Source organism: Bradyrhizobium australafricanum (genome assembly GCF_020329495.1).
GTDB classification, from domain to species: Bacteria; Pseudomonadota; Alphaproteobacteria; order Rhizobiales; family Xanthobacteraceae; genus Bradyrhizobium; species Bradyrhizobium australafricanum.
The window spans coordinates 16743-38975 of sequence record NZ_JAGKJL010000047.1 but is presented as its reverse complement, the minus strand read 5'-3'; the positions used below and the strand labels follow the sequence as shown (position 1 = coordinate 38975).

Annotated in this window: 21 protein-coding genes; 8 read left to right on the top strand and 13 right to left on the bottom strand. The window is 65.6% G+C overall.

Going from position 1 to position 22233, the window contains the following annotated elements; translation table 11 throughout:
- Positions 1-66 precede the first annotated feature (66 nt).
- The 8 genes from J6525_RS32530 to J6525_RS32495 all read right to left on the bottom strand — a co-directional run bounded on the left by J6525_RS32530 (position 67) and on the right by J6525_RS32495 (position 10066).
- Positions 67-735: a P-loop NTPase family protein gene (locus tag J6525_RS32530; protein WP_057016987.1), complete on the bottom strand. Its 669-nt coding sequence runs from the start codon at positions 733-735 to the stop codon at positions 67-69.
- 60 nt (positions 736-795) lie between these two features.
- On the bottom strand, positions 796-1539 hold the full coding sequence (locus tag J6525_RS32525; protein WP_038386041.1) for a P-loop NTPase family protein: 744 nt from the start codon (positions 1537-1539) through the stop codon (positions 796-798).
- A gap of 163 nt (positions 1540-1702) precedes the next feature.
- On the bottom strand, positions 1703-2917 hold the full coding sequence (locus J6525_RS32520; protein WP_225647781.1) for a M48 family metallopeptidase: 1215 nt from the start codon (positions 2915-2917) through the stop codon (positions 1703-1705).
- A 167-nt stretch (positions 2918-3084) separates the two neighbouring features.
- On the bottom strand, positions 3085-3645 hold the full coding sequence (locus tag J6525_RS32515; RefSeq protein ID WP_016839704.1) for a LemA family protein: 561 nt from the start codon (positions 3643-3645) through the stop codon (positions 3085-3087).
- Between the two features lie 215 nt (positions 3646-3860).
- The gene (locus J6525_RS32510) at positions 3861-4856 is read right to left on the bottom strand and encodes a small ribosomal subunit Rsm22 family protein (RefSeq protein ID WP_225647780.1); all 996 of its coding nucleotides are present in this window, start codon (positions 4854-4856) and stop codon (positions 3861-3863) included.
- 152 nt (positions 4857-5008) lie between these two features.
- Complete coding sequence (gene smc / locus J6525_RS32505) at positions 5009-8473, bottom strand: chromosome segregation protein SMC (RefSeq protein ID WP_225647779.1); 3465 nt, start codon at positions 8471-8473, stop codon at positions 5009-5011.
- 334 nt (positions 8474-8807) lie between these two features.
- Positions 8808-9464, bottom strand: a complete 657-nt coding sequence (locus tag J6525_RS32500; protein WP_028338651.1) for a DsbA family protein — start codon at positions 9462-9464, stop codon at positions 8808-8810.
- A gap of 122 nt (positions 9465-9586) precedes the next feature.
- Entirely contained in the window at positions 9587-10066 is a 480-nt protein-coding gene (locus tag J6525_RS32495) for a DUF721 domain-containing protein (RefSeq protein WP_028334785.1), read from the bottom strand.
- Between the two features lie 142 nt (positions 10067-10208).
- Between J6525_RS32495 and mutY the strand changes: the two genes are divergently transcribed.
- Positions 10209-11300, top strand: coding sequence for an A/G-specific adenine glycosylase (gene mutY / locus J6525_RS32490; protein WP_225647778.1), 1092 nt, complete (start codon positions 10209-10211; stop codon positions 11298-11300).
- A gap of 147 nt (positions 11301-11447) precedes the next feature.
- Positions 11448-11867, top strand: coding sequence for a PaaI family thioesterase (locus tag J6525_RS32485; RefSeq protein ID WP_225647777.1), 420 nt, complete (start codon positions 11448-11450; stop codon positions 11865-11867).
- Between the two features lie 138 nt (positions 11868-12005).
- Here the strand turns inward: J6525_RS32485 and J6525_RS32480 are convergent, their stop codons facing one another.
- A complete protein-coding gene (locus J6525_RS32480; RefSeq protein WP_225647776.1) occupies positions 12006-13271 on the bottom strand; it encodes a flavin-dependent oxidoreductase in 1266 nt (421 codons plus the stop codon).
- A 170-nt stretch (positions 13272-13441) separates the two neighbouring features.
- On the opposite strand from J6525_RS32480, the gene J6525_RS32475 reads away from it, so the two are divergent.
- Complete coding sequence (locus J6525_RS32475; RefSeq protein WP_225647775.1) at positions 13442-14059, top strand: glutathione S-transferase family protein; 618 nt, start codon at positions 13442-13444, stop codon at positions 14057-14059.
- A gap of 158 nt (positions 14060-14217) precedes the next feature.
- Here J6525_RS32475 and J6525_RS32470 read toward each other — a convergent pair whose 3' ends face one another.
- Positions 14218-15132, bottom strand: a complete 915-nt coding sequence (locus J6525_RS32470) for a LysR family transcriptional regulator (protein WP_225647774.1) — start codon at positions 15130-15132, stop codon at positions 14218-14220.
- Between the two features lie 151 nt (positions 15133-15283).
- Between J6525_RS32470 and J6525_RS32465 the strand changes: the two genes are divergently transcribed.
- Entirely contained in the window at positions 15284-15706 is a 423-nt protein-coding gene (locus tag J6525_RS32465; RefSeq protein ID WP_057016996.1) for a nuclear transport factor 2 family protein, read from the top strand.
- A gap of 78 nt (positions 15707-15784) precedes the next feature.
- On the opposite strand, the gene J6525_RS32460 is transcribed toward J6525_RS32465, so the two are convergent.
- Together J6525_RS32460 and J6525_RS32455 are read right to left on the bottom strand one after the other, a co-directional pair.
- Entirely contained in the window at positions 15785-16471 is a 687-nt protein-coding gene (locus J6525_RS32460) for a glutathione S-transferase family protein (protein ID WP_225647773.1), read from the bottom strand.
- A gap of 136 nt (positions 16472-16607) precedes the next feature.
- Entirely contained in the window at positions 16608-16934 is a 327-nt protein-coding gene (locus J6525_RS32455) for a hypothetical protein (RefSeq protein WP_092087367.1), read from the bottom strand.
- 570 nt (positions 16935-17504) lie between these two features.
- On the opposite strand from J6525_RS32455, the gene J6525_RS32450 reads away from it, so the two are divergent.
- Complete coding sequence (locus J6525_RS32450; RefSeq protein WP_225647772.1) at positions 17505-18941, top strand: EF-hand domain-containing protein; 1437 nt, start codon at positions 17505-17507, stop codon at positions 18939-18941.
- 52 nt (positions 18942-18993) lie between these two features.
- Here the strand turns inward: J6525_RS32450 and J6525_RS32445 are convergent, their stop codons facing one another.
- Positions 18994-20127: a site-specific DNA-methyltransferase gene (locus J6525_RS32445; protein WP_057016998.1), complete on the bottom strand. Its 1134-nt coding sequence runs from the start codon at positions 20125-20127 to the stop codon at positions 18994-18996.
- A gap of 108 nt (positions 20128-20235) precedes the next feature.
- Between J6525_RS32445 and J6525_RS32440 the strand changes: the two genes are divergently transcribed.
- From J6525_RS32440 to moaB, 3 genes are all read left to right on the top strand, one after another.
- Positions 20236-20412, top strand: coding sequence for a hypothetical protein (locus J6525_RS32440; RefSeq protein ID WP_225647771.1), 177 nt, complete (start codon positions 20236-20238; stop codon positions 20410-20412).
- Positions 20413-20508: 96 nt separating this feature from the next.
- A complete protein-coding gene (gene ypfJ / locus J6525_RS32435) occupies positions 20509-21447 on the top strand; it encodes a KPN_02809 family neutral zinc metallopeptidase (RefSeq protein ID WP_225647770.1) in 939 nt (312 codons plus the stop codon).
- Positions 21448-21633: 186 nt separating this feature from the next.
- Positions 21634-22197 carry a molybdenum cofactor biosynthesis protein B gene (gene moaB / locus J6525_RS32430; RefSeq protein WP_225647769.1) on the top strand — a complete coding sequence of 188 codons (564 nt, stop codon included), beginning with the start codon at positions 21634-21636 and terminating at the stop codon, positions 22195-22197.
- Positions 22198-22233 lie beyond the last annotated feature (36 nt).

Sequence of the window (22233 nt, the reverse complement as noted above, 5' to 3'; positions counted from 1 at the left end):
TCGAATTTGCGGAACCAGCCCCTCACCCCGACCCTCTCCCCGCAAGAGCGGGGCGAGGGAGCAGAGTCATCCCCGCTGCAGCAGCATGCTCAATTCGAGATCGCGGAACGTCGTGTAATTCCGCCGGATCCATTGATGCAGCTCGGTAGATGAATCCTTTTCCTGGCGCAGATAGCCGGTGAAGGAGAAGTTCAGCCGGTCGATATAGGTCTTCAGGAACACCGGCAGCGCGCGGAAGCGCAGCACCCGGCTGGCGGTCATGACCGGCGGCAGCTCGCCGCGCACCACGAACTCGTTGTCGATGACGATCAGCGCATTCGGCGGGATCGTGCCGAGCAGCGTCTGGTAGCCACGCACCGAGGCGCGGTCGGTATCGGCGACGTACAGGATGACCGGCGCGACGCGACGGCGCAGCGCTTCCTTCATCAGCCCGATCTCGTCGCACATTTTGAAGAATTCGTCGAAGGCGTGGTAGCCGAGGTCGATCACCTTGCCGATGCCGTCATTGACGATGACGCGGTCCATCAGCTGCATCTTGCCGTAGGTGTCGATCACGTCCGCCGTTTCGGTGATCCGCGGCAGGTAGTCGAGCAGCGACGGCTCCTTCAGATTGATGTCGTAGCAGACCACATCGCCGTTCTTGAGCAGCAGGAATTCGCCGAGCAGCCGCGCGATCAGCGTCTTGCCGACCTGCGGGCGGGGCGAGCAGATGATGTAAACGGGCGTGGATGACATCGCCCGCTATATCAGGCCAAATTTTCGCCTAATCCAGCCCCATCAAGGTCGAAGGTCCGACTATTTTTCGCCTTTGGCCGACTTGGCGCCGACCAGGTCGGTCAGCTTGATCCGGTCGAACTCGCTCCAGACATTGGCGAGCCAGTGCCGGACATAGCCGCGCAGCACGAAGGAGTAGTTGGCGGCGTCGTCGTTGATGCCCTTGTTGGCGACGAATTTCAGGAACGGAACCGAGGAGACCTCGACCTGCTCATAGGCCATTTCGTTGAGCTTGGGGATCGTGAGGTCGGTCGCGTCCTTGATGCGATGGAAGTAGGAATTGTAGGTCGCCTGGTCCCACTGGAAGAATTGGGTGTCGTTGATGAAGTTCTTCACCAGGAAATACTTCGCGCCGCTCATGAAGTTGGCGGTTTCGGCGATCTCGTCCAGCGAGGCAATCGACGGGCCGAGGATATGGAACACGGCGAAGGTGATCTGGCCGGAGCGCGCCGCGTCGAGGAAGCCGATATCGCGCAGCGAGGCCAGCGCGGGCGACAACAGGCCGGCGCGGACGTCGATCACGGTAACCGAGGGCCCCGAGTTCAGCGTGTCGAAGATCTTCATCTGGTCCGCGGTCGTCGTCATGTCGACGATCTCGGTGATGTCAGGATGGAAGCGCTTCAGCGTGCCGCGCGGCGATTCGGTGTCGAACGCCCGGGTCTGCACATTGTTGGCACTGAAATAGTCCAGGAGCGTCCGCGAGACGGTGGTCTTGCCGACCCCGCCCTTGTCGGCGCCCACCACGATCACAACCGGCTTTGCCATGGAAGTCCCTTAAAGCGCGCTCCCGATCGCGATGGCGATCGGCAAGTCCCCACACTGCTTTGGGCGCGAACATGGCAGAAACGAGGGAGAATTCAATTCCTTAAGGCGCCCACGATGGGTTTGGTGGGAATTTCCTTAATGGACTGAGTAGGCTAGGGCGCGATTAGCGGTGTCGTCCCCAAGGGCCCTGGAGAGGACCCAATGGTCCCTGCGTGGGGTTGTTGCCCGGCAGCGCTGGCGGATTGCTCTTCTGTGTCGGCGGCACATCGCCCCATGGGCCGTGGGTCGCCGGCGGGGGCTGGTCGCCCGCCGCGGACGGTTCATCCTGCGGCTCCGTCTCGTCCGGCAGCGCCAGCGGTCCGGGATCGTGGCCACCGGCATATTTCACCAGGGCATCGACCCGGGACTTGACCGAGGGATGGGTGGCGAACAGGTCGGCAAACCCCTCGCGCGGATTGTCGACGCAGAGTTCCATCACGGCCGAGGTGGCATCCGGCAGCTCGCCGCGGTTCTCGATCTTGCGCAGCGCCGAGATCATCGCATCGGGGTTCTTGGTCAGCTCCACCGATCCGGCATCGGCGAGAAATTCGCGCGAGCGCGACAGTGCGAGCTTGACCACCTGCGACAGCAGCCAGGCCAGCACGATCAACGCGACCGCGATGATGATCACGATGATCGCGCCGCCGCCCGAGCCTTTGCTTTCGCGGTCCGAGGAGGATGACGACGATCGTGAGGATGACGACCAGCCGCCACCGCCGCCGCTCGAATTCCACGACAGGTTCGTGAACAGGCGGAAGAACAGCTCGCCGAAGAAGCCGACCACGCCGGCGATGATCACGGCGATCACCATCAGCTGCACGTCGCCGTTCTTGATATGGGTGAGCTCGTGGCCGAGCACGGCCTCGATCTCCTTATCGTTCAGCGCCTTCAACAGGCCGGTGGTGACGGTGATAGCGTATTGACTCCGGTTCAGTCCGGTCGCGAACGCATTCAGCGCCGGGCTGTCCATCACCTTCAGCTTCGGCATCGGGATGCCGCGCGAGATGCAGAGATTTTCCAAGAGATTGTAGAGCCGCGGCTCTTGCTGCCGAGTCACGCTCTCGCCACCGGTGACGGCGTCGATCATCTTCTGGTGGAAGAAATAGGCGATCACGATCCAGGCTACCGCCGCGATCGTCGCCCACGGCAAGGCCGAGACCAGGTCGCGCGAGGCCTGCGTCAGGTAATAGTCGACGGTGCGGCCGCTATCGATCATCACCTCCGCGACCAGCGCGCCAGCATAGACCAGCACGTAGATCAGCAGGAACAGGCCGGCAAGCAGCAGCATCGAACGAAACTTGTTCGATGCGATATGCGTGTAGAGACCATAGGCGGCCATGGTGCGCGTCCGCTCTCACCGTCATTCCGGGGCGCGCGGCACGCGCGAACCCCAATGCGCAATTGCGCTTTGTGGAATCTCGAGATTAGTGAGTGAGATGAGATTCCGGGTTCGATGCGTTGCATCGCCCCGGAATGACCGAAGGGGCGTCATCTCGAAGGAAGTAATCAGAACTTCACGCTGGGCGCCGCCTCGACTTCCGTGCGGCTGGCGCCGAGGTCGAAGAAATCCTTGCGGGTGAAGCCGAACATGCCGGCGAACAGCGCGGCCGGCATCTGCTGGATGCCGGTGTTGTATTCCTGGACCGCATTGTTGAAGAAGCGGCGGCTGGCGGCGATCTTGTTCTCGAGATCGGAAAGCTCGGAGGCGAGCTGCTGGAAGTTGGCGTTGGCCTTGAGGTCCGGATAGGCCTCCGAGAGCGCGATCAGCCGGCCGAGCGCGCCGGAGAGCTGATTCTCCGCCGCCGAGACCTGGGCCGGACCCTGCGCCGACATCGCCGAATTGCGCGCCTTGATGACGTCGTCGAGCGTGCCGCGCTCATGCGCGGCATAGCCCTTCACCGTCTCGACCAGATTCGGGATCAGGTCGTGGCGCTGCTTGAGCTGCACGTCGATGTCGGCAAAGGCCTGTCCGACCCGCTGGCTGAGCGCCACGAGGCGGTTGTAGGCGCCGAATGCAAACAGCACGAGAAGCACGATGACGCCGATAACGATCCAGCTGGTCGACATGACGGGGCAGCTCCTGATGGACGAGACGGCGGCACCGTAGCCCAAGATCGGGGCGCAGGGCAGCCCGCCGCGGAAAGGTGGGCAAGCGTTAGTCGAAGGTTGGCCGACATCGGTTCAACATATTCCGTCGTCCCGGCGAAGGCCGGGACCCATACGCCGCGGCCCGCGGAAGGGGCACAAGCGGCGACGGCTTCACTCACAACAAACTTCGGTGGTTATGGGTCCCGGCTTTCGCCGGGACGACGAGATACCGCATCGCCCCAGCGCCAGCGCCGGGCGCTTGCGTATTCGGCTCTGGCGCGGCGCGGGATCCGCGCAACCGATACGCCCTCGGGCGTGCACAGTTTCGCCGCGATCTCGACCTTGCCGACGTCCGGCTGCGCCAGCACGCGCGATGGCCTGTTCTCAACGCGCGTGCGGCTCAGCGCGACATAGGCGAAGCGCTCGTCCTCGAAGGGTAGCTCCGCGCCCTTGACCTGCTTGTGCGCGCGCGAGCGTTGCAGGCGCTGCGAGAAGTGGCACCAATCGGGCGCGACCAGCGGACAGCCACCGTCATGCGGGCAGGGTGCCACGACATGCGCGCCGGCGGCGATCAGGCGTGCGCGGAGTGCGATGATCCGCGCATAGCCGGCGGGCGTACCTGGCTCGACGACCAGCAGCGTGTCGCTGGTTTTCGACCACAGCGCATCGGCCAGCGCCTCGCGCTCCGCATCGCCGAGTTCGCCGATTATGTAGCTGGCGACGACGAGGTCGGCAGCTTCGGCCTTGTCGAGTAGCGCGCGCGCCTGGCCTAGTTCGTAGCTGATGTCATGCAGGCGAAGGCTGCCGTGAAACAGCCCCTCGGCAAGCGTCCGCAACGCGCCGTTGGCGTCAAGCAGGGTGAAGCACTGCAGCGACGTGAACGCCTCCGCGGCGGCCCACGTCGCGGTCCCCGGACCGGCACCGACATCGAGCAGGCGCGCCGGCGCGAAGTCCGGCCTGATCTCCGTCAGGGCGTTGAGGCTCGCTGCGACGGCGGCATAGGTCGCCGGCATCCGCGCCAGCGCATAGGCCAGCGCATCGGTCTCGGTCCTGATGGTCGAGGAGCCGCCGCCCTCGCGATAGGTCTGCGAGATCACCGCCGCGCGGCCGGCGGCGTCGCTGCGCGACAGGCCTTCGAGCCTGGCGTTGAGGGCTGCGCGCAGTTCGGCGGGGAGATCGGGTGAGGTCATGTGACGGACTATCCCACGTCATTGCGAGCGGAGCGAAGCAATCCATAGCGCCGCGTGCTGAGGCATGGATTGCTTCGTCGCTATCGCTCCTCGCAATGACGATGCGGAGGCGCGGGTATCAAGAAAATGACGTCGACGCGTAGGTGCTACGCCTAAGCCACGTTCTGGTCGAGGATGTCCACCGCGCCCTGCAGGTCGACCGACACCAACTGCGACACGCCGCGCTCGGCCATGGTGACGCCGAACAGCCGGTTCATCCGCGCCATCGTGATCGGATTGTGCGTGATGATTATGAAGCGCGTCTCGGTCGAGCCGGTCATCTCGTTCAGCAGGGTGCAGAACCGTTCGACGTTGTGGTCGTCGAGCGGCGCGTCGACCTCGTCCAGCACGCAGATCGGCGACGGGTTGGTCAGGAACACCGCGAAGATCAGCGCGAGCGCCGTCAGCGCCTGCTCACCGCCCGAGAGCAGCGAGAGCGTCTGCGGCTTCTTGCCGGGCGGCTTGGCGATGATCTCGAGGCCGGCCTCGAGCGGATCGTCGCTCTCGATCAGATGCAGCGCGGCTTCGCCGCCGCCGAACAGCTCGGTGAACAGCCGCTTGAAGTGGTTGTTGACGGTCTCGAACGAGGTCAGCAGGCGCTCGCGCGCCTCGCGGTTGAGGCTCTGGATGCCCTGGCGCAGCCGCTTGATTGCTTCGACGAGATCGTCGCGTTCGGTGGTCAGCGCGGTGTGCTGGGTCTCGACTTCCTTGAGCTCTTCCTCGGCGCGCAAATTGACGGCGCCGAGCCGCTCGCGATCACGGCGCAGCTTTTCGAGCTCTTCCTCGACCTGCGCGACCGGCGGCAGCTCCTGGCCGGGTTCGATCTCGGCCATGCCGACGACCGCGCTGGGCTCGACCTCGAGCATGTCGTGGATCTCGCGCTCGATGTCGGCGAGGCGGCGGCGGGTGCCTTCCATGCGCTCCTCGGCGCGCGCGGTAGCTTCGCGGGATGAGGACAGCGCTTCGAGCGAGGCCTTGGCGAGGCGATCGGTTTCCGCCATCGCGGCTTCCGCGGTCGCCAGCGCGTCGGCGGCGATGCGGCGATCGCCCTCGGCGTGCTCGATCTCCGTGATCAGCGCGCTGCGCTTCTCGGCGAACACTTCCGGCGCATTGGCGAGTTCCTCGCGCTCGGCCGACACCTCCGCGATGCGCGCCTCGACGGTCTCGACCTGCGAGGCGGCGCTGGTCTTGCGGTTCTGCCACTCATTGCGCTCGGCAACGATCGCCTGCACGCGGCGGTCAGCGAGCTCGGCCTCGCGGGCGAGCGCCTGCGCCTCGGCGCGGACTTGCGCCGCGGCCCGGCGCTGGTTGTCGATCTCGGCGCGAACCGCGGCGAGCTGGGCCTCGGTCTCGACACCCGGCGGCAGTTCGGCGAGCGCGGCAGCCGCGCTCTCATGCGCGGCTTCGGCCTCGGCGCGGTCGGCGGCGACGCGGCTGTGCGCCTCGGTCAGCGCCGATTTGCGGGCGGCGTGGCGGTTGATCTCGCGCTCAGTGGCGGCATGGCGTTCGCGCGCGGCGTCGGCCTCGCGGCGGGCGGCGCGGACGGCTTCGCGCGAGGCGCCCTCGGCAGCGGACGCCGAGCGCAATTCCTCTTCAGCCGTCTCCAGCGCCTGGCGCTTGGCGGTGGCATCGATGCGGGCCTGTTCCAGCTCGTGCTCGATGTCGACCAGACGGGCGCGCTCGGCAAGACGGCGGGCGGCGCCGGTCGGGGCATGCGCGTCGGCGACGAAGCCGTCCCAGCGCCAGACGTCGCCTTCGAGCGACACCAGCCGCTGGCCGGTCTTCAGCTGCGACACCAGCGCGGCACCGCGTTCCTTGGCGACGACGCCGATCTGGGCGAGACGGCGCGCCAGTTCCGGCGGCGCCTGGACATGGTCGGCCAGCCGCTCGACGCCATCGGGCAGTGCCGGATCTTCGCCGGCCACGCCGATATTGGTCCAGCGCATCGGCGCCGAGGAATCCACCGGCGCATCGAGGTCGTCGCCGAGCACGGCGCCGATCGCCTTCTCATAGCCCTTGGCGACCGTGATGCCGTCGATGATCGGCGGCCAAAGATTCTTGGTCTCGCTGGTGACGAGCTTGGAGATGGTGCGGGCTTCCGTCTCAAGCCGCTGCACGCGCTTCTCCGCTTCGGTGAGCGGGTTGCGGGAGGCTTCCAGCGTCTGCCGCGCGGCGGCGTGATGCGCCTCGCTGGTCTGCACGGCGGCCTCGGACTCGGCGAGCGTCTGCTGCGCCATCTCCATGGCGGCGGCCAGCGCGTCGATGTCGCCGAGATTGCCGGTCTCCTGCGCGAGCCTGGTTTCCTCGGCCTGGACGTTGGCGATCTCCTGATCGAGCCGGGCCAGCCGCTCGCGATGCGTACGCACGCCGGCTTCGAGCTGATTGCGCTTGGCGGTAAGATCGGCGAGCTGCGTGGTCAGCTCGGAGAACTGGCGCTCGGTCGCGGCCAGGATCTCCTCGGCCTCAGCGACGCGCTCGTCGACGCCGGAGCGCTTCTCGACGCGCGACTTGATCTCTTCCTTCAGCTCTGCGTCTTCGGTGTCGAGCCGCTGCAGCGCGATGTCGGCATCGGAGGTCTGCTGCTGCTCGCGCGCGATGTCCTGGGCGAATTGGGTGAGACGGCGATCGAGCTCGCCGACGCGCTCCTTGGCGCGCTGCTCCTCGCGGTCGAGCATCTCGCGCGTGTTGGTCAGGCGCTGCAGGCCGGCGGCGGCGCGCGCTTCGGCATCGCGCAGCGCCGGCAATTCGGCGGCGCGGATCGCCTGGATGCGGGCGGATTCGGCCTGCTCGCGGGTGCGCTCGGCCATCTCGCGCACGGAGATATCATGGGTCTGCGCGGCGTCGTTGACGTCGGCATTGGCTTCGATCCAGCGCAGATGGAACAGCATCGCCTCGGACTTGCGCACCTTGGCCGCGACCTCACGGTAGCGGATCGCCTGGCGCGCCTGCTTCTTCAGGCCTTCCATCTGGCCGGTGAGCTGGCCGATCACGTCCTCGACGCGGGTGAGGTTGGTCTCGGCCGCCTTGAGCCGAAGTTCCGCCTCGTGACGGCGGGCATGCAGGCCGGCCACGCCGGCGGCGTCTTCCAGCACGCGGCGGCGCTGCTCGGGCTTGGCCTGGATGATCTCGCCGATCTTGCCCTGGTGGACCAGCGCCGGCGAGCGCGCGCCTGTGGCGGCGTCGGCAAACAGGATCTGGACGTCGCGGGCGCGCACGTCGCGGCCGTTGATGCGGTAGACCGAGCCCGCCTCGCGCTCGATGCGGCGGGAGATTTCCAAGAGCTGGCTGTCGTTCACCGCGGCCGGCGCCGAGCGATCGGAATTGTCGATCGTCATCACGACTTCGGCGTGGTTGCGTGCCGGACGGTTGCCGGAACCGGCGAAGATCACCGCGTCCATGTCGGCGGCGCGCAGCGACTTGTGCGAGGTCTCGCCCATCGCCCAGCGCAGCGCTTCGACGAGATTGGATTTGCCGCAGCCGTTCGGTCCGACGACGCCGGTCAGGCCCGGCTCGATCATGAAATCGGTGGGTTCAACGAACGACTTGAAACCGTGCAGGCGGAGGCGCGTGAGCTTCATGTACACAAATCTCGTTTGGCCGGGCGCGAATCTCCCTGCCGTGACAATACCATGGAAGGCAATGTCGGTGTGTGGGTGAGTTGCTGCGTGCAGCTCTCATGAGCGGCGACAATGGCGATGCGAGCGCGTCAGGGCAACCGCTTGAGCAAGCTTTTCCCAAGGGATTTGCAGGGTTTTATGGCCCTTGCATGTCCTCGATGATTCGCATCGTGCGAATCAGGTTTTCAACAACCAAATGATGCGACGGCGGCGTGCCATGATCGCAAATCATCCACAATTATCGTACCTCGACTCGAAAGCGAGGCACGAAGACGTCAGGTTCGCGGGCTTCCGATCAGCTCTTCAGCAGCGGGTCGATGTGCTTGCTGAATTCCTCAAACGAGGTCTCGCCCTTCAGCATCTCGCCGTTGACGAAGAAGGTCGGCGTCGAGTTCACCTTCAGCACCTCGTTGGCGTATTTCTGGTCGGCCGCGATCTTGTCGAGCAGCTTCTGATCCTTCAGGCAGTCCTCGACCTGCTGCTGGGTGAGGCCGGCCTGCTTGCCGATCCGGGTCAGTGTCTCGGTGGTGTTCTTCACCACCCAGTCGTTCTGCTGGCGGAACAACAGGTCGATCACGGCAAAATACTTCGGCGCGTCGTCCTTGGCGATACAGCGCGCCAGCATCGAGCCGGCGGCGGCCTTGATGTCGAGCGGGAATTCGCGGAACACGTAGCGGACCTTGCCGGGGTCGATGTAGGTCGACTTGATCTTCGGGAACACGGTCTCGTTGAAATTGGCGCAGTGCGGGCAGGTCATCGAGGCGTATTCGACGATCGTCACCTTGGCGTCCTGCGGGCCGAGCCCCATGTCCGGCAGCGACTGCGGCTTGGCGACCTCGGCGGCGGTCTGCGCGAACGCGTCGGTGATCAGGCGCAGCGGCGACAGGCCGGCGAGGGCGGCAAGCCCGGTCAGCGAGAGAGCGGTGGTGAAAGCGCGGCGCGTGATGATCAAGGTCAGCTCCCGGATTGGCGCATTCACGCCACAATGAAGGGGTCCCGAAAAAGAAGCCTTCGCTAGCTTGAAACGGCCATTGTGGCAATGCCGCGGTCTTGCGGCGGGCCTGCCGAAAAGCGTCAATTTCGCTTGATCGAGGCACCCAAACGGGCCAGCGCCGCGCGCAGATCGTCGTCCTCGACGGCCGCAAGGTTGGCCGCCTCCCGGGCCACGGTTTTGGCGTCCGGCGGGCGCGGCCGTACCGGGCGGCTGCGGCGCGAGAGCGGCGCCTGTCGGATGGTCAGGCGGCCGACCGCATGCCAGCCGAAGAAGCGGTTCACCCGTTCCAGGATGACGTCGGAGGAGTGCTGGATCTCCAGCGCCATCGGCCCTTCGACCCGCAGCACCAGCGTCGCCGGCTCCTGCGGCTGTCCCTCCACCGGCCGCGGCCACTGCATCTTCAGCGGCTCGCAATAGGCGGCAATTCGCTCGCCCGCGATCTCGGTCCAGCGCGTCACCAATTCGCGCGCGGCAAAGCCCTGCTTGGCATAGGCGTCGGTGAAGACGTCGCTGAGCAGGATCGACAGGGGCTTTGCGCTGATCGGGCCGGGTCTGGACATGGGAGGGTTATAGCAGTGGTGGTGATGTGGCTGAAACCGTGTTCATCATTGTGGCGGCGTTTTCCGTGCCGGGCCAAGAAAGACGTGGATGCCCGGGTCAAGCCCGGGCATGACATGGCGAGATGTGGCTTAAGATACGTTCATGAGCTCGCGCGCGGCCGTCAAAATCAAATCGACCGATCAGCAGGCCGACCGCCCGGCGCGTCTGCTCGCCTGGTATGACCGGCATCGCCGGACGCTGCCGTGGCGCGCGGTGGCGGGGGAGCGCGCCGATCCGTATCGCGTCTGGCTGTCCGAGATCATGCTGCAGCAGACCACGGTGCGGGCAGTCGGACCGTATTTCGAGAAATTCGTGTCGCGCTGGCCCGATGTGACCGCGCTTGGGCGTGCCTCGCTCGACGACGTCTTAAGGATGTGGGCCGGGCTCGGCTATTATTCGCGGGCGCGCAATTTGCACGCCTGCGCGGTTACGGTGATGGGCGACCACGGCGGGGTGTTTCCGGACACCGAGGACGGCCTGCGCGCACTGCCCGGCATCGGGCCGTACACCGCGGCCGCGATCGCTGCCATCGCGTTCGACCGCCGCACCATGCCGGTGGACGGCAACATCGAGCGCGTGGTCAGTCGGCTCTACGTCATCGAGGAGGCGCTGCCGCAGGCCAAGCCGCTGATCAAGGAGATGGCGGCGACATTGCTCGGCCCGTCCCGCGCCGGCGACAGTGCTCAGGCGCTGATGGATTTGGGCGCCACGATCTGCACGCCGAAGAAGCCGGCCTGCGCATTGTGTCCGCTGAACGACGACTGCGCGGCGCGCACGCGCGGCGATCAGGAAACCTTCCCGCGCAAGGCACCGAAGAAGAGCGGCAACTTGCGCCGCGGCGCGGCCTTCGTGGTGACACGTGGCGCCGAGCTCCTGGTGCGCTCGCGCCTGGAAAAAGGCCTGCTCGGCGGCATGACCGAGGTGCCGGGGTCGCAATGGCTGGCCGGGCAGGAGGACGCGGCGGCACTGGCGCAGGCGCCGGAACTGAAAGGCGTCACGCGCTGGCATCGCAAGGCGGGCGTCGTCACCCACGTGTTCACGCACTTCCCGCTCGAGCTCGTCGTCTACACCGCCAGCGTCCCGCCGCGGAGCCGCGCGCCGGATGGCATGCGCTGGGTGCCGGTGACGACGCTGGACGGCGAGGCGTTTCCGAACGTGATGCGCAAGGTTGTCGCGCATGGGCTCGATCTCTGACGATGCGATGAATCACATCACCGGCTCATTTTTTGAGCATGATCTTTTCGGAAAACCGGTTCCCACTTTTCCGGATCATGCACTGACCTGCTGACACCATGTTGGCAGCAGGGCTTCGCTATCACCTCCGGAAAACCGGAGGCCGCCATGATCGCAACCGCACTCGACCGCATTCCGATGCCGCCCGTCGCAAAGCTACTGGGTTGGCACGTGGTCGACGCCCGTCCGCAGGAGGGCTGGATCAGGATCGTGTTCGACGGCAAGCCGGAGTTTTGCAATCCGGCCGGCTTTATCCAGGGCGGCATGCTCTCGGCGATGCTCGACGACACGATGGGGCCGGCGGTGTTCGTGATGACCGAGGGCCGGCTCTTCACCACGACCATCACGATGACCGTGAATTTCCTGGCGCCGGCAAAGCCCGGACCGATCACCGGCGAGGCGACGGTGACGCAACTCGGTAAGACCATCGCCTTCGTCGAGGGAAAGCTGAGCGCCGCCGACGGCACACTGCTCGCGACCGCGAGCAGCAGCATCCGCCTGGTGGAGGCGGCGCGCGCGCTGCGGTGAAGCCGCGCCCGCATTGGTAAGTCCGACATGCTGAGGTGCGAGCGGAGCGAGCCTCGAAGCATGCCGGCGACCAGCCGGGCCGTTCATCCTTCGAGACGCCGCTTCGCGGCTCCTCAGGATGACGGGTCGAGAGTTGCCTCAGCCTGCCCGCTGCACGATCGGCGGCTTGGCGTTCAGTCCCTCGACCTGGAAACCGGCGACGCGCTTGTAGTTGGCGGCGATGTCTTCCAGCTCCTGCTGCGACAGCACGTCGGTGACGACCTTGAAGCCGTCAGGCGCGCGCTCCTCGACCAGCTGCATCACCTGCTCCGGGCCGTTGCGGCGGTTCAGCATCACGAGGTCCGTGGTCGCGGGCCTCCGCTCGGCCTCATAGGCCGCGAGCGCCGCCTGCGTCGGGCCATGCGCCAAAATCTCGCGCGTCAGCACGCGCGCATCCAGGATCGCCTGCGAGGCGCCGTTGGAGCCGATCGGATACATCGGATGCGCGGCGTCGCCCATCAGCGTGACGCGGCCGAACGTCCATTGCGGGATCGGATCGCGATCGACCAGTGGATATTCGTAGGCATGCGGGCAGTTCCGGATCAGGCCGGGGACATCGAGCCAGTCGAAATTCCAGCTCTCGAACCAAGGCAGGAACTCGTCGAGCTTGGCGGTCCGGTTGTAGTCCTCGCGGCGCCATTGATAGGTCGGCGGCATGTGTCGCTCGGCGATCCAGTTGATGTCGAACTTGCCGTCGGGGCCGGCCTCCTTCGAGATCGGGTAGCAGACGAATTTCAGGATCTCGTGGCCGGCCATGATCATGGTGCGGCCGGTCAGGAAGGCATCGCCGCGGGTGATGCCGCGCCACAGGATGCGGCCGTTCCAGATTGGCGGCCCCTCCTGCGGATAGAGCTTCTCGCGCACCGCCGAATGGATGCCGTCGGCGGCGATCAGCACCGCGCCGTCATAGCTGCCGGCGGGCTTGCCGGTCGCGCGGTCGATGAAATCGGCGCGGACGCCGTCGGCGGTCTCGGTCCAGCCGGTGAGGTGATGGCTGGTGAGGATGTTCGCAGCTCCCAGCCGTTCGGTCGCGGCATCGAGCAGCAGCTGTTGCAGCCGGCCGCGATGGATCGAGAATTGCGGCCATTTGTAGCCGGCCTCGAGCCCGCGCGGCTCGCTCCAGATCGGCTTGCCGTGCTTGGAGAAATAGGCGAGCTCGCGGGTGCGCACCGCTGAAGCGTCGAGCACATCGTGCAGGCCGAGCTCGATCAGTTCGCGCACCGCATGCGGCAGCACGTTGATGCCGACGCCGAGCGGCCGCAGCTCGGGCACGCTCTCGAAGACGCGGGCCGGCACGCCGATCTGGTGCAGGCTGAGCGCCAGCGTCAGCCCGCCAATTCCGCCACCTGCAATGAGCACAGTCATGAAAAATCCCCTCGATTGGCCATGGTCATCGCACGACGGCACCCGCGCGGGCAAGGTCCGCGGCGCGCGGGGTGGACGGCAAAGGGGGCTACCGCTAACCTCCGCGCCGTCAGAACAAGAACCAGAGCCGCGTTCGCAACGAACCGACAAGGCTCGGAGAGGACAGCAACATGCTCAAGCTCTATTTTGCTCCCGGCACCTGCGCGCTCGCGTCCCACATCGCGCTGGCCGAGGCCGGCGCGCCCTACACGACCGAGAAGATCGACTTCAAGACCAACCAGCAGAACAGCCCGGAATACCTGAAGATCAATCCGAAGGGCCGCGTGCCTACTTTGGTGACCGATCGCGGCGTGCTGACCGAGACGCCGGCGATGCTGGCCTACATCGCGCAGACCTTTCCGCAGGCGAAGCTCGCGCCCGACGACGCCTTCGAATTCGCCAGGCTGCAGGCCTTCAACTCCTATCTGTGCTCGACGGTGCATATCTGCCACGCCCACAAGATGCGCGGTCCGCGCTGGGCGACGCAGGAGACTTCGTTCGCCGACATGAAGGCGATGGTGCCGAAGACCATGGGCGCCTGCTTCAACCTGATCGAGCGCGACATGCTGAAGGGCCCGTGGGTGATGGGCGAGAATTACACCGTCGGCGACGCCTATCTGTACACGCTGACCCTCTGGCTCGACGGCGACGGCGTCGACATCGCAACGCTGCCCAAGGTGAAGGCGCATCGCGCGGCGATGGAGAGCCGCCCGGCGGTGCAGAAGGTGCTGGCGGAGCAGAGGGCGTAAGGCCCAAAAAAATTCGGTGTCGTCCCGGCGAAAGCCGGGACCCATAACCACCGCTGCTGGTCGTCTGACAGGGCTGTGGCTCCAGCGTCGCGCCACACGAAGGTTGGCGGTTATGGGTCCCGGCTTTCGCCGGGACGACGCGGGGATAGAGCGCGCCGCTACACCTTCCGCGTCCCCAGCTCGCGTCCGGTCTCCAGCATCAGCTTGCGCAGCCACAGCGAGCCCGGGTCCATCTGGGCACGCGTCGGATAGAACATGTGCTGCTCGTCGATCCCTGGATCGAGCGGCGGCGTCACCGTCATCAGCGACAATTGCTTCGACAGCGCCGAGATCAGCCGGCGCGGCACAAAGGCGACGAGGTCGGTGCGCGCGGTGACGTGCAGCGCCTCGATATAACCCGGCACCACCAGCGCGATCCGCCGCTCGATGCCCTTGGCGCGCAGCCAGCTGTCGATCAGGTCCTCGTTCTGGCCGCGGATGATCACGGCGACATGGCGCGCGGCGAGGAAGGCCTCGCGCTTCTTCAGCTTCGTGCCGACGCCGTGGTCGCGCCGCACCGCGAGTGCATCGCTGTCGGTGTAGAGCCGCTGGCGGTGAAAGCCCTTGAAGGAGTCGCCGATCGAGATCACGAGATCGATGGTGCGGGCGAATTCGGGCGTGAAGATCGCAGGTCCCCGCCACGGCACCACGTCGATGGTGACGTTCGGCGCGATCAGCGTCACCTTCTCCATCAGCGGCGGCATCAGGAGCTCGACCGCGAGGTCGGGCATCATCAGGCGAAAGTGCCGGTCGCTGCGCGCGGCGTCGAAATCGTCGGAAACAAACAGCCCGCGCACCTGGTCGAGCGCATGGGCCAGCGGCGAGCGCAACGCCTGCGCCCGCGGCGTCAGCTCCATCCGCGCGCCGGTGCGCACCAAAAGCGGATCGCCGATCAGGTCGCGCAGCCGCTGCAGCGCGTGGCTGGTCGCCGGCTGCGACAGATTGAGCCGCATCGCGGCGCGGCTGACATTGGCTTCGCGCAGCAGGGCGTCGAGCGCGACCAGCAGATTGAGGTCAAGCGAATTCAAATTCATCGAGTGAATATATATCATACCACCTATCGATTGGAAGAATGCGCGCAGGCGCCGCAGGATTGCGGGCAAGGCGTTTTTCACGAGAGCCGAAGACCGCATCGCGTGAGGAAACGCCTGAAATCAGGGTCTATCAATCGCAAGGAGACGCGCCATGAGCGCAGCCGACAACAAGAAACTGGTGCAGGAGATGTTCGTGATCGCAGGCAGTCCCGATCCTGCGGTGCGCGAGAACTCGCTGTTCATGGCAACGCTTGCCGACGACGCGATCTGGACCGTGACCGGGCAATATTCCTGGTCGCGTACCTTCACCGGCAAGCAGTCGATCATCAACGATCTGCACGGCCATGTCCGCTCGAAACTGGTCGAGCGCGGCCGCACCGTCGCCCATCGCATCATCGCCGACGGCGACATCGTCGTGATCGAGGCCAAGGGCGACAACCTCACCAAGCAAGGTCAGCGCTACGACAACGACTATTGCCTGGTGTTCCGTTTCGACGGTGGTCGGATCAAGGAGGTGCGGGAATATTGCGACTCGGTCCTGACCGAGAAGGCGCTCGGCGCGTTTCCGGCGTAGCAGTCCGCCGCCAACGGGCGGCACAAACGAAGACGGCGCCCATCCGGGCGCCGTCGTCTTGCCGTTGTGTGGATTGGCTTACGCCACCTTGGACTTGAGGTGGCCGAACATGATGTCGCGGGCCGCGTCGTCCATCTCGGCCTTGAAGGTGTGCCTGTCCTTCAGCGCGATCGCGCGCGCCGCCGCCGGCCGCGCCGAGATCTCGTCGACCAGCCGCTTGACGTTCGGATATTTGGCGTAGCCTTCCTCGCCGAGGATGAACGCCGCCATCCGCGCCCAGCCCCAGAACGCCATGTCGACGATCGTGTAGCTGTCGCCGACCATGTAGCGCTGTCTCGCCAGGTGATCGTCGAGGATCTTGTAGTGGCGGTGCGCCTCGTACTGGTAGCGGTTGTTGGCGTAGTCGAGATCCTTCGGCGCGAAGTGCTTGAAGTGCACGGCCTGGCCGGAATAGGGGCCGAGGCCGGTCGCGATGAACATCAGCCAGGACAGCGTCGCGGCGCGATTGGCCGGCGTATTGGCGGGCAGGAACTTGCCGTGCTCCTCGGCGAGGTAGAGCAGGATCGCGTTCGAATCGAACACCAGCACGCCGTCATCGTCGATCGCCGGCACCTTGCCGTTCGGGTTGACCTTGAGGAATTCCGGCGCGAACTGCTCGCCCTTGCGGGTATCGACCGGGATCGCCTCGAACGGCAGGCCGGACTCTTCGAGGAACAGCGCGACCTTGTTCGGGTTCGGCGCACCATTGAAATAGAATTTGATCATGAAGGGACTCCCTTGGTTCTTGTAGCCGGCGAGATCGCGACGCGGCGGGGAAGGCCGCAGACCGGCTCCTCTTGCGCAAATTTCACGCCGCGGCGCAAGCGACGAGTTTGTGAATCAGGGTCGCGTGGCGCGCTGGTCAGCCGGCCCAGAAGAAGCCCAGGATACCCGCGACGACCAGCGCGATGCCCGCGGCGTCCAGCGCGGCGGCGGAGCGGGTCGCAGCACGCAAATGCGAGACCTGCGCCGCGCGTTCTGATCCCCGCGCGTAGCCATGGACGATGATCTCTTCATTGAACTCGCCATGCGCCTCGAGGGCGAGCGTCAGCCCGACGCAGACGAGCAGGATGCCGAAAATGATCAGGCCGAAGAATCCGAGCAGGCCGATCAGCAGCATCGGAAACATGCCGAGCAGGAAGACCGGCAGCAGCGGCACCAGCAGCAATGTCTCGGATTGTCTTCGCATCGGCGACCAATCGAAACGGGCAAGTGACGGGACAGCGTAGGCCCGCTTCGCCAGTGCATCAAGGCGAAGGCATTCAATACCCCGTCATTCGGCGCACCGTGACAATCGGCCGCGAACCGCGACGAACGATACTTAACGTCGCCGCATGGACATCGGCGGAGGGTCGGATACGGCCTCAAGCCGACATTTACCGTTCCCGGATTCAACAAAAGGTAGCGGCTTGTGCGGTACGCACGCACGGCCTAATGCCTGAGGATCGGGAGAACGCGAATGCTCATGGTATCATCCCTCCGTCATGCCGGCCTGGCCGGTCTCGTCGTCGCCTGCGTCGGACAGCCCGCTGTCGCGCAAGCGCCAGTCGCGCCGGCCGGATCGCCGCCTTCCCCCGCAAAGGCTGCCGAGGAGCAGCTGCTACTGCGGCTACCTGCAGGGCAGTCCCTTGATCGCTACCTCGAGCAGCTTCGCGGCGAGTTCTTTAACCTCGATGCCGACGGCGACGGCAAGCTCACGCAGCGCGACGTGGAGTTGCACGCCGCCATGGAAGCAGTCCAGGTCAGGAGCGTCGCCTGGATGAGCGTGCTGCGCTACGATCTCGATGGCGACGGCTTCGTGACCGAGGACGAGGTTCGCAGAAGCGCAGCCTACGAGTCGCGTTGGGCGCGCGCCCAGTCGGTAATCGGCAAGTCCCCACTCGGCGGCAGCGCGGAGTCGACCGAGCGCATGGTCACGACAATCATGGCGCTCGATGTCAACAAGGACGGCAAGGTCAGCCTTGCCGAGGCAGCGAAGTTCAACGAGGCAAACCAGCGGGTCGCTTCCTTGAGCGGCTATGCGGCAAAGACCCGTCTTGCATTGGCGCTCGAAACGGCGACGGCCGGCGAGCTATCCCGTGCCGCCTACGAGGCCACGGGAGAGGCGCTGTTCCGTAAGGTCGATTCCGACAGTGACGGCAAGGTCTCGCAACAGGAGCTCATGGAATTCAGGCGCACTCCCGCGCCTCCTTCGAGCGATCCGGATGCGGCGCAGAAGCGCCAGCACGAACAGGCCGAACTCGCCCGCAAGCGGCAGCTGGCGATCGACGCCGAACGTGCGGTCTGCGCGATGCCGGCCGTCTCCGAGAAGGCCCGGGTCGTGTTGCTCAGTGCGTATCAGACTGAGTCGCTGTCGAGCGTGACCATAGGCTCGCAGGACGCGGTAGTGCACGCCGGGCGGATCAATGTCGAGCCGGGTAGCGATCCGCTCTATGTGGTGATCGCAAGCTTCAGCCCGACCATCTGGCAATTCGGCGGCGCGGTAGAGCGGATCGAGCGCGTGGTCGTGACGAGTTTGAGCACCGGCGGCAAGAGGGGCGATCCGACGCAGGGGCCGCTAACCGGCGCGACAGGTGTCGCACGCGACCGCGTCAGCTTTCTCGGCCGCGCCAACTGCCTGACCTACTTTCACGAGTTACCGTCGAGCGGCTCGCTGCAAGCCGTTGGCGCTGTCCGCGACGCGACGGGCAGGGCGCCTGAAGTCGTCGCCGCCAAATATGCAGTCTCCACCTTCAACGTTCCCTCCGGCGGGATCGACACGCTCAAGGGGCGGTCCGGCCAGGGCCTCGTAATCCGCAAGAGCGAAGGCACACTCAACATTGTGGGCAATCCCGGCAACGTGGTCATCGAGACAGGTCTGAGCCGTGCGCACGATGATCTGCAACGTTACTGGCCCGGCGGGGTGGTGGACATCGATCCCGCTTCCGTCGTCGCGAGTGGTCCCGTCACACCCTATGAGGTGCTCCCCGCGCAGGCCGGGCTGGTTCAGCTGCTCGCGAACGGCAGTGTCACCCAGAACGGCGCCGGCGAATTCGTTGTTCGCAAGAAGATCCGGTTCCCGTCCGGCCTCCGCGGGGCCCATTCGGTCACCTTCCTGGTGGTGAAAGGCACGCCATATCCCGATGGCGATCCCGGACATTCCTGCGTGATGGTCGAGGATACCGGCGAGAAGAGCGCAGGCTGCCCGTCGCGCTGACACCGCGCGCCACGTTGGCGTGACGCATCAAGTAACTCGGCCGGCGGGCCGCTCAGCCCGCCGCCATCTCGGAGCGGATCTCGGCGCGCAGTTCGTCGATCAGCCGCAGGCCGCTCTTGGTCTCGACGTGCCAGAAGGTCCAGCCGTTGCAGGCGCCGGAGCCCTGCGCGACCGCGCCGATGCGGTGGATCGAGCCGACCTTGTCGCCGAGCATGATGGCGCCGTCGGCGCGCACCAGGGCGCCGTGGCGCTTCTTGGCGTCGACCAGCCTGGCGCCCGGCACGATCATGCCGCGCTCGATCAATTCGGAGAACGCCACCCGCGGCGCCTCGCGCGCGGTCATGAACGGCGCCAGCGTTGCTTCCGGCAGCGGCTCGATCGCGGCGATGCGCGCCTCGGCGGCGGCGGCATAGGCCTTGTCGCGCTCGAAGCCGATATAGCTGCGGCCGAGGCGCTTGGCGACGGCGCCGGTGGTGCCGGTGCCGTTGAACGGATCGATCACGAGATCGCCAGGCTTCGAGGACGACAGCAACACGCGGGCGAGCAGCTGCTCAGGCTTCTGCGTCGGATGCACCTTCTTGCCGTCGCCATCCTTGAGGCGCTCCTCGCCGGTGCACAGCGGGATCAGCCAGTCGGAGCGTGCCTGCACGTCCTCATTGGACGCCTTCAGCGCTTCGTAATTGAAGGTGTAGCCCTTGGCCTTCTCGTCGCGCGCGGCCCAGATCATGGTCTCGTGCGCATTGGTGAAGCGGCGGCCGCGGAAGTTCGGCATCGGATTGGACTTGCGCCACACGATGTCGTTCAGGAGCCAGAAGCCGAGGTCCTGCATGATCGCGCCGACGCGGAAGATGTTGTGATAGGAGCCGATCACCCACAGCGTTGCCGACGGCTTCATCACGCGGCGGCAGGCCAGCAGCCAGGCGCGGGTGAAATCGTCATAGGCAGCGAACGACGAGAACTTGTCCCAGTCGTCGTTGACGGCATCGACATGCGACTCATCGGGGCGCTTGAGGTCGCCCTTGAGCTGCAGATTGTAGGGAGGATCCGCGAAGACCAGGTCGACCGAGCCGGCCTGAAGCTTCGACAATTCGGCCACGCAATCGCCAATGACGATGTGGCTCGATGGGGCACTCTCAAATTTAGTGCGGGGCGCCCTTGCAGACGCCCCGCGACGCGACACTACCATGACTCAAGAACTCTGACTCAGGCGACGCTGTCGGCGACGCGGGACTAAACAACCGACTGGCGTCACATTGACCCGGCAAAGTAAAAATCGACTTAATTGGAAATCTTCATGCAAAAGATTGCAGCATCTTTTGCGCGGCATGGCGCAGTGCCGTCGGCGTTGTGCTGCAACATCAGCGCGTTCGGCGAAAAAAATGCGGATCATCAAACCGGCACGATTCGCGCGGTAGATTCGCCCTCATTCGCAGCCGTTTGCACCGCAAGGGATGCGCCTCTTCCGGACTAGGCAATTATTGCCGGGCAGGATATTGATTAACAGAATGGAAATTTTAAGTTGGAGTGTCCCGCGTTGGGTCGCCGACTGGAATGAAGGGAAACCACCATGCGCTATGATGATTTCCGCCGCAGCGACGACATCGAAGACCGTCGCGATGAAGGCGGGATGGGCGGAGGGGGCGGTGGCGGCTTCGGCATTCCGATGGGTGGTGGCGGCCTCGGCATCGGCACCATCATCGTCCTCGGCCTGCTCGGCTACGCCTTCGGCATCGACCCGCGCATCCTGATCGGCGGCGCCGAGATTCTCACCGGCGGCGGCCAGGCGCCGACCTACCAGACCGACCGGCAGTCGTCGGGCGGGCAGGCCAAGCGCGGCGCGCCGACCGACGAGATGGGCAGCATGATCGCCGGCATCCTCGGCGAGATCGACGATCGCTGGAGCGATATCTTCAAGGCCAGCGGGCAGACCTACACCGGTCCGAAGATCGTGCTGTTCCGCAATGCCACCAATGGCGGCCGTTGCGGCATGGCGCAGTCGGCGATGGGACCGTTCTACTGTCCGCCGGACAAGACCATCTTCCTCGACACCGGCTTCTTCCGCGAGGTCGAGACGCGCTTCCGCGGCTGCTCTGGCAACGCCTGCAAGTTCACCGCGGCCTATATCATCGCGCATGAGGCCGGCCATCACATCCAGAACCTGCTCGGCATCATTCCGCGCGTGAACCGGCTGCAGCAGCAGGCCGGCAGCAAGGCCGAGGCCAACGCGCTGCAGGTCAAGGTCGAGTTGCAGGCCGATTGCCTTTCCGGCGTCTGGGTCAACCGCGAGGAGAAGAAGCGGCCGGGCTTCCTCGAGGCCGGCGACATCGATGCCGCGCTGACCACCGCGAACGCGATCGGCGACGACACGCTGCAGCGGCAGGCGACGGGCAGGGTGGTGCCCGATTCCTTCACCCACGGCTCCGCCGCGCAGCGTAAGGAGTGGTTCATGAGGGGCTACCAACAGGGCACCGTGCAAGCCTGCAACACGTTCGGCGGTAGCTTGTAGCCGTGTGCCGGTAGCGTCATCCCCGGATGAGCGCATTAGGGCTCACTCGGGAGGTGCTCGCCTCTTCGGCGAGCCTCGAAGGATGAAGCGCCTGTGGCCCATCCTTCGAGGGCTCGCCCAGCGGTGCAAGTGCACCGCAAGGCGAGCACCTCAGGATGACGTCAGCGGGATGGGAAAGAGGTGTAAATGTCCTCACTCGACGAATCCAAATCATTCATCCCACTCAACATCGCGGTGCTGACGATTTCCGACACCCGCTCGCTGGCGGATGACAAGTCGGGCACCACGCTCGCCGATCGTCTCACCGCGGCCGGCCACAAGCTCGCGGCGCGCGAGATCGTCACCGACGATGTCGAGGCGATCAGAGGCGTGATCCGGCGCTGGATCGCCGATCCTGCCGTCGATGCCGTCATCACCACCGGCGGCACCGGCTTTACCGGTCGCGACGTGACGCCGGAGGCGGTCGAGCCGCTGTTCGAGAAGCGGATGGACGGCTTTTCGATCGCCTTCCACATGCTGAGCCACGCCAAGATCGGGGCGTCGACGATCCAGAGCCGCGCCACCGCCGGCGTTGCGGGCGCGACCTTCATCTTCTGCCTGCCCGGCTCGCCCGGCGCCTGCCGCGACGGCTGGGACGGCATTTTGGCCGCCCAGCTCGACTACCGCACGCGGCCCTGCAATTTCGTGGAGATCATGCCGCGGCTGGATGAACATCTTCGCCGCCCGAAGGCGAAAGGCGCGAGCGCGTAGGCACCCTCTATCCACGTCATTCCCCGATGCGCAATT

Coding starts and splice junctions, on each gene's coding strand:
- J6525_RS32530 (WP_057016987.1), bottom strand. CDS start 735: ATGTCATCCACGCCCGTTTACATCATCTGCTCGCCCCGCCCGCAGGTC.
- J6525_RS32525 (WP_038386041.1), bottom strand. CDS start 1,539: ATGGCAAAGCCGGTTGTGATCGTGGTGGGCGCCGACAAGGGCGGGGTC.
- J6525_RS32520 (WP_225647781.1), bottom strand. CDS start 2,917: ATGGCCGCCTATGGTCTCTACACGCATATCGCATCGAACAAGTTTCGT.
- J6525_RS32515 (WP_016839704.1), bottom strand. CDS start 3,645: ATGTCGACCAGCTGGATCGTTATCGGCGTCATCGTGCTTCTCGTGCTG.
- J6525_RS32510 (WP_225647780.1), bottom strand. CDS start 4,856: ATGACCTCACCCGATCTCCCCGCCGAACTGCGCGCAGCCCTCAACGCC.
- smc (WP_225647779.1), bottom strand. CDS start 8,473: ATGAAGCTCACGCGCCTCCGCCTGCACGGTTTCAAGTCGTTCGTTGAA.
- J6525_RS32495 (WP_028334785.1), bottom strand. CDS start 10,066: ATGTCCAGACCCGGCCCGATCAGCGCAAAGCCCCTGTCGATCCTGCTC.
- mutY (WP_225647778.1), top strand. CDS start 10,209: ATGAGCTCGCGCGCGGCCGTCAAAATCAAATCGACCGATCAGCAGGCC.
- J6525_RS32485 (WP_225647777.1), top strand. CDS start 11,448: ATGATCGCAACCGCACTCGACCGCATTCCGATGCCGCCCGTCGCAAAG.
- J6525_RS32480 (WP_225647776.1), bottom strand. CDS start 13,271: ATGACTGTGCTCATTGCAGGTGGCGGAATTGGCGGGCTGACGCTGGCG.
- J6525_RS32475 (WP_225647775.1), top strand. CDS start 13,442: ATGCTCAAGCTCTATTTTGCTCCCGGCACCTGCGCGCTCGCGTCCCAC.
- J6525_RS32470 (WP_225647774.1), bottom strand. CDS start 15,132: ATGAATTTGAATTCGCTTGACCTCAATCTGCTGGTCGCGCTCGACGCC.
- J6525_RS32465 (WP_057016996.1), top strand. CDS start 15,284: ATGAGCGCAGCCGACAACAAGAAACTGGTGCAGGAGATGTTCGTGATC.
- J6525_RS32460 (WP_225647773.1), bottom strand. CDS start 16,471: ATGATCAAATTCTATTTCAATGGTGCGCCGAACCCGAACAAGGTCGCG.
- J6525_RS32455 (WP_092087367.1), bottom strand. CDS start 16,934: ATGCGAAGACAATCCGAGACATTGCTGCTGGTGCCGCTGCTGCCGGTC.
- J6525_RS32450 (WP_225647772.1), top strand. CDS start 17,505: ATGAGCGTGCTGCGCTACGATCTCGATGGCGACGGCTTCGTGACCGAG.
- J6525_RS32445 (WP_057016998.1), bottom strand. CDS start 20,127: ATGGTAGTGTCGCGTCGCGGGGCGTCTGCAAGGGCGCCCCGCACTAAA.
- J6525_RS32440 (WP_225647771.1), top strand. CDS start 20,236: ATGCAAAAGATTGCAGCATCTTTTGCGCGGCATGGCGCAGTGCCGTCG.
- ypfJ (WP_225647770.1), top strand. CDS start 20,509: ATGCGCTATGATGATTTCCGCCGCAGCGACGACATCGAAGACCGTCGC.
- moaB (WP_225647769.1), top strand. CDS start 21,634: ATGTCCTCACTCGACGAATCCAAATCATTCATCCCACTCAACATCGCG.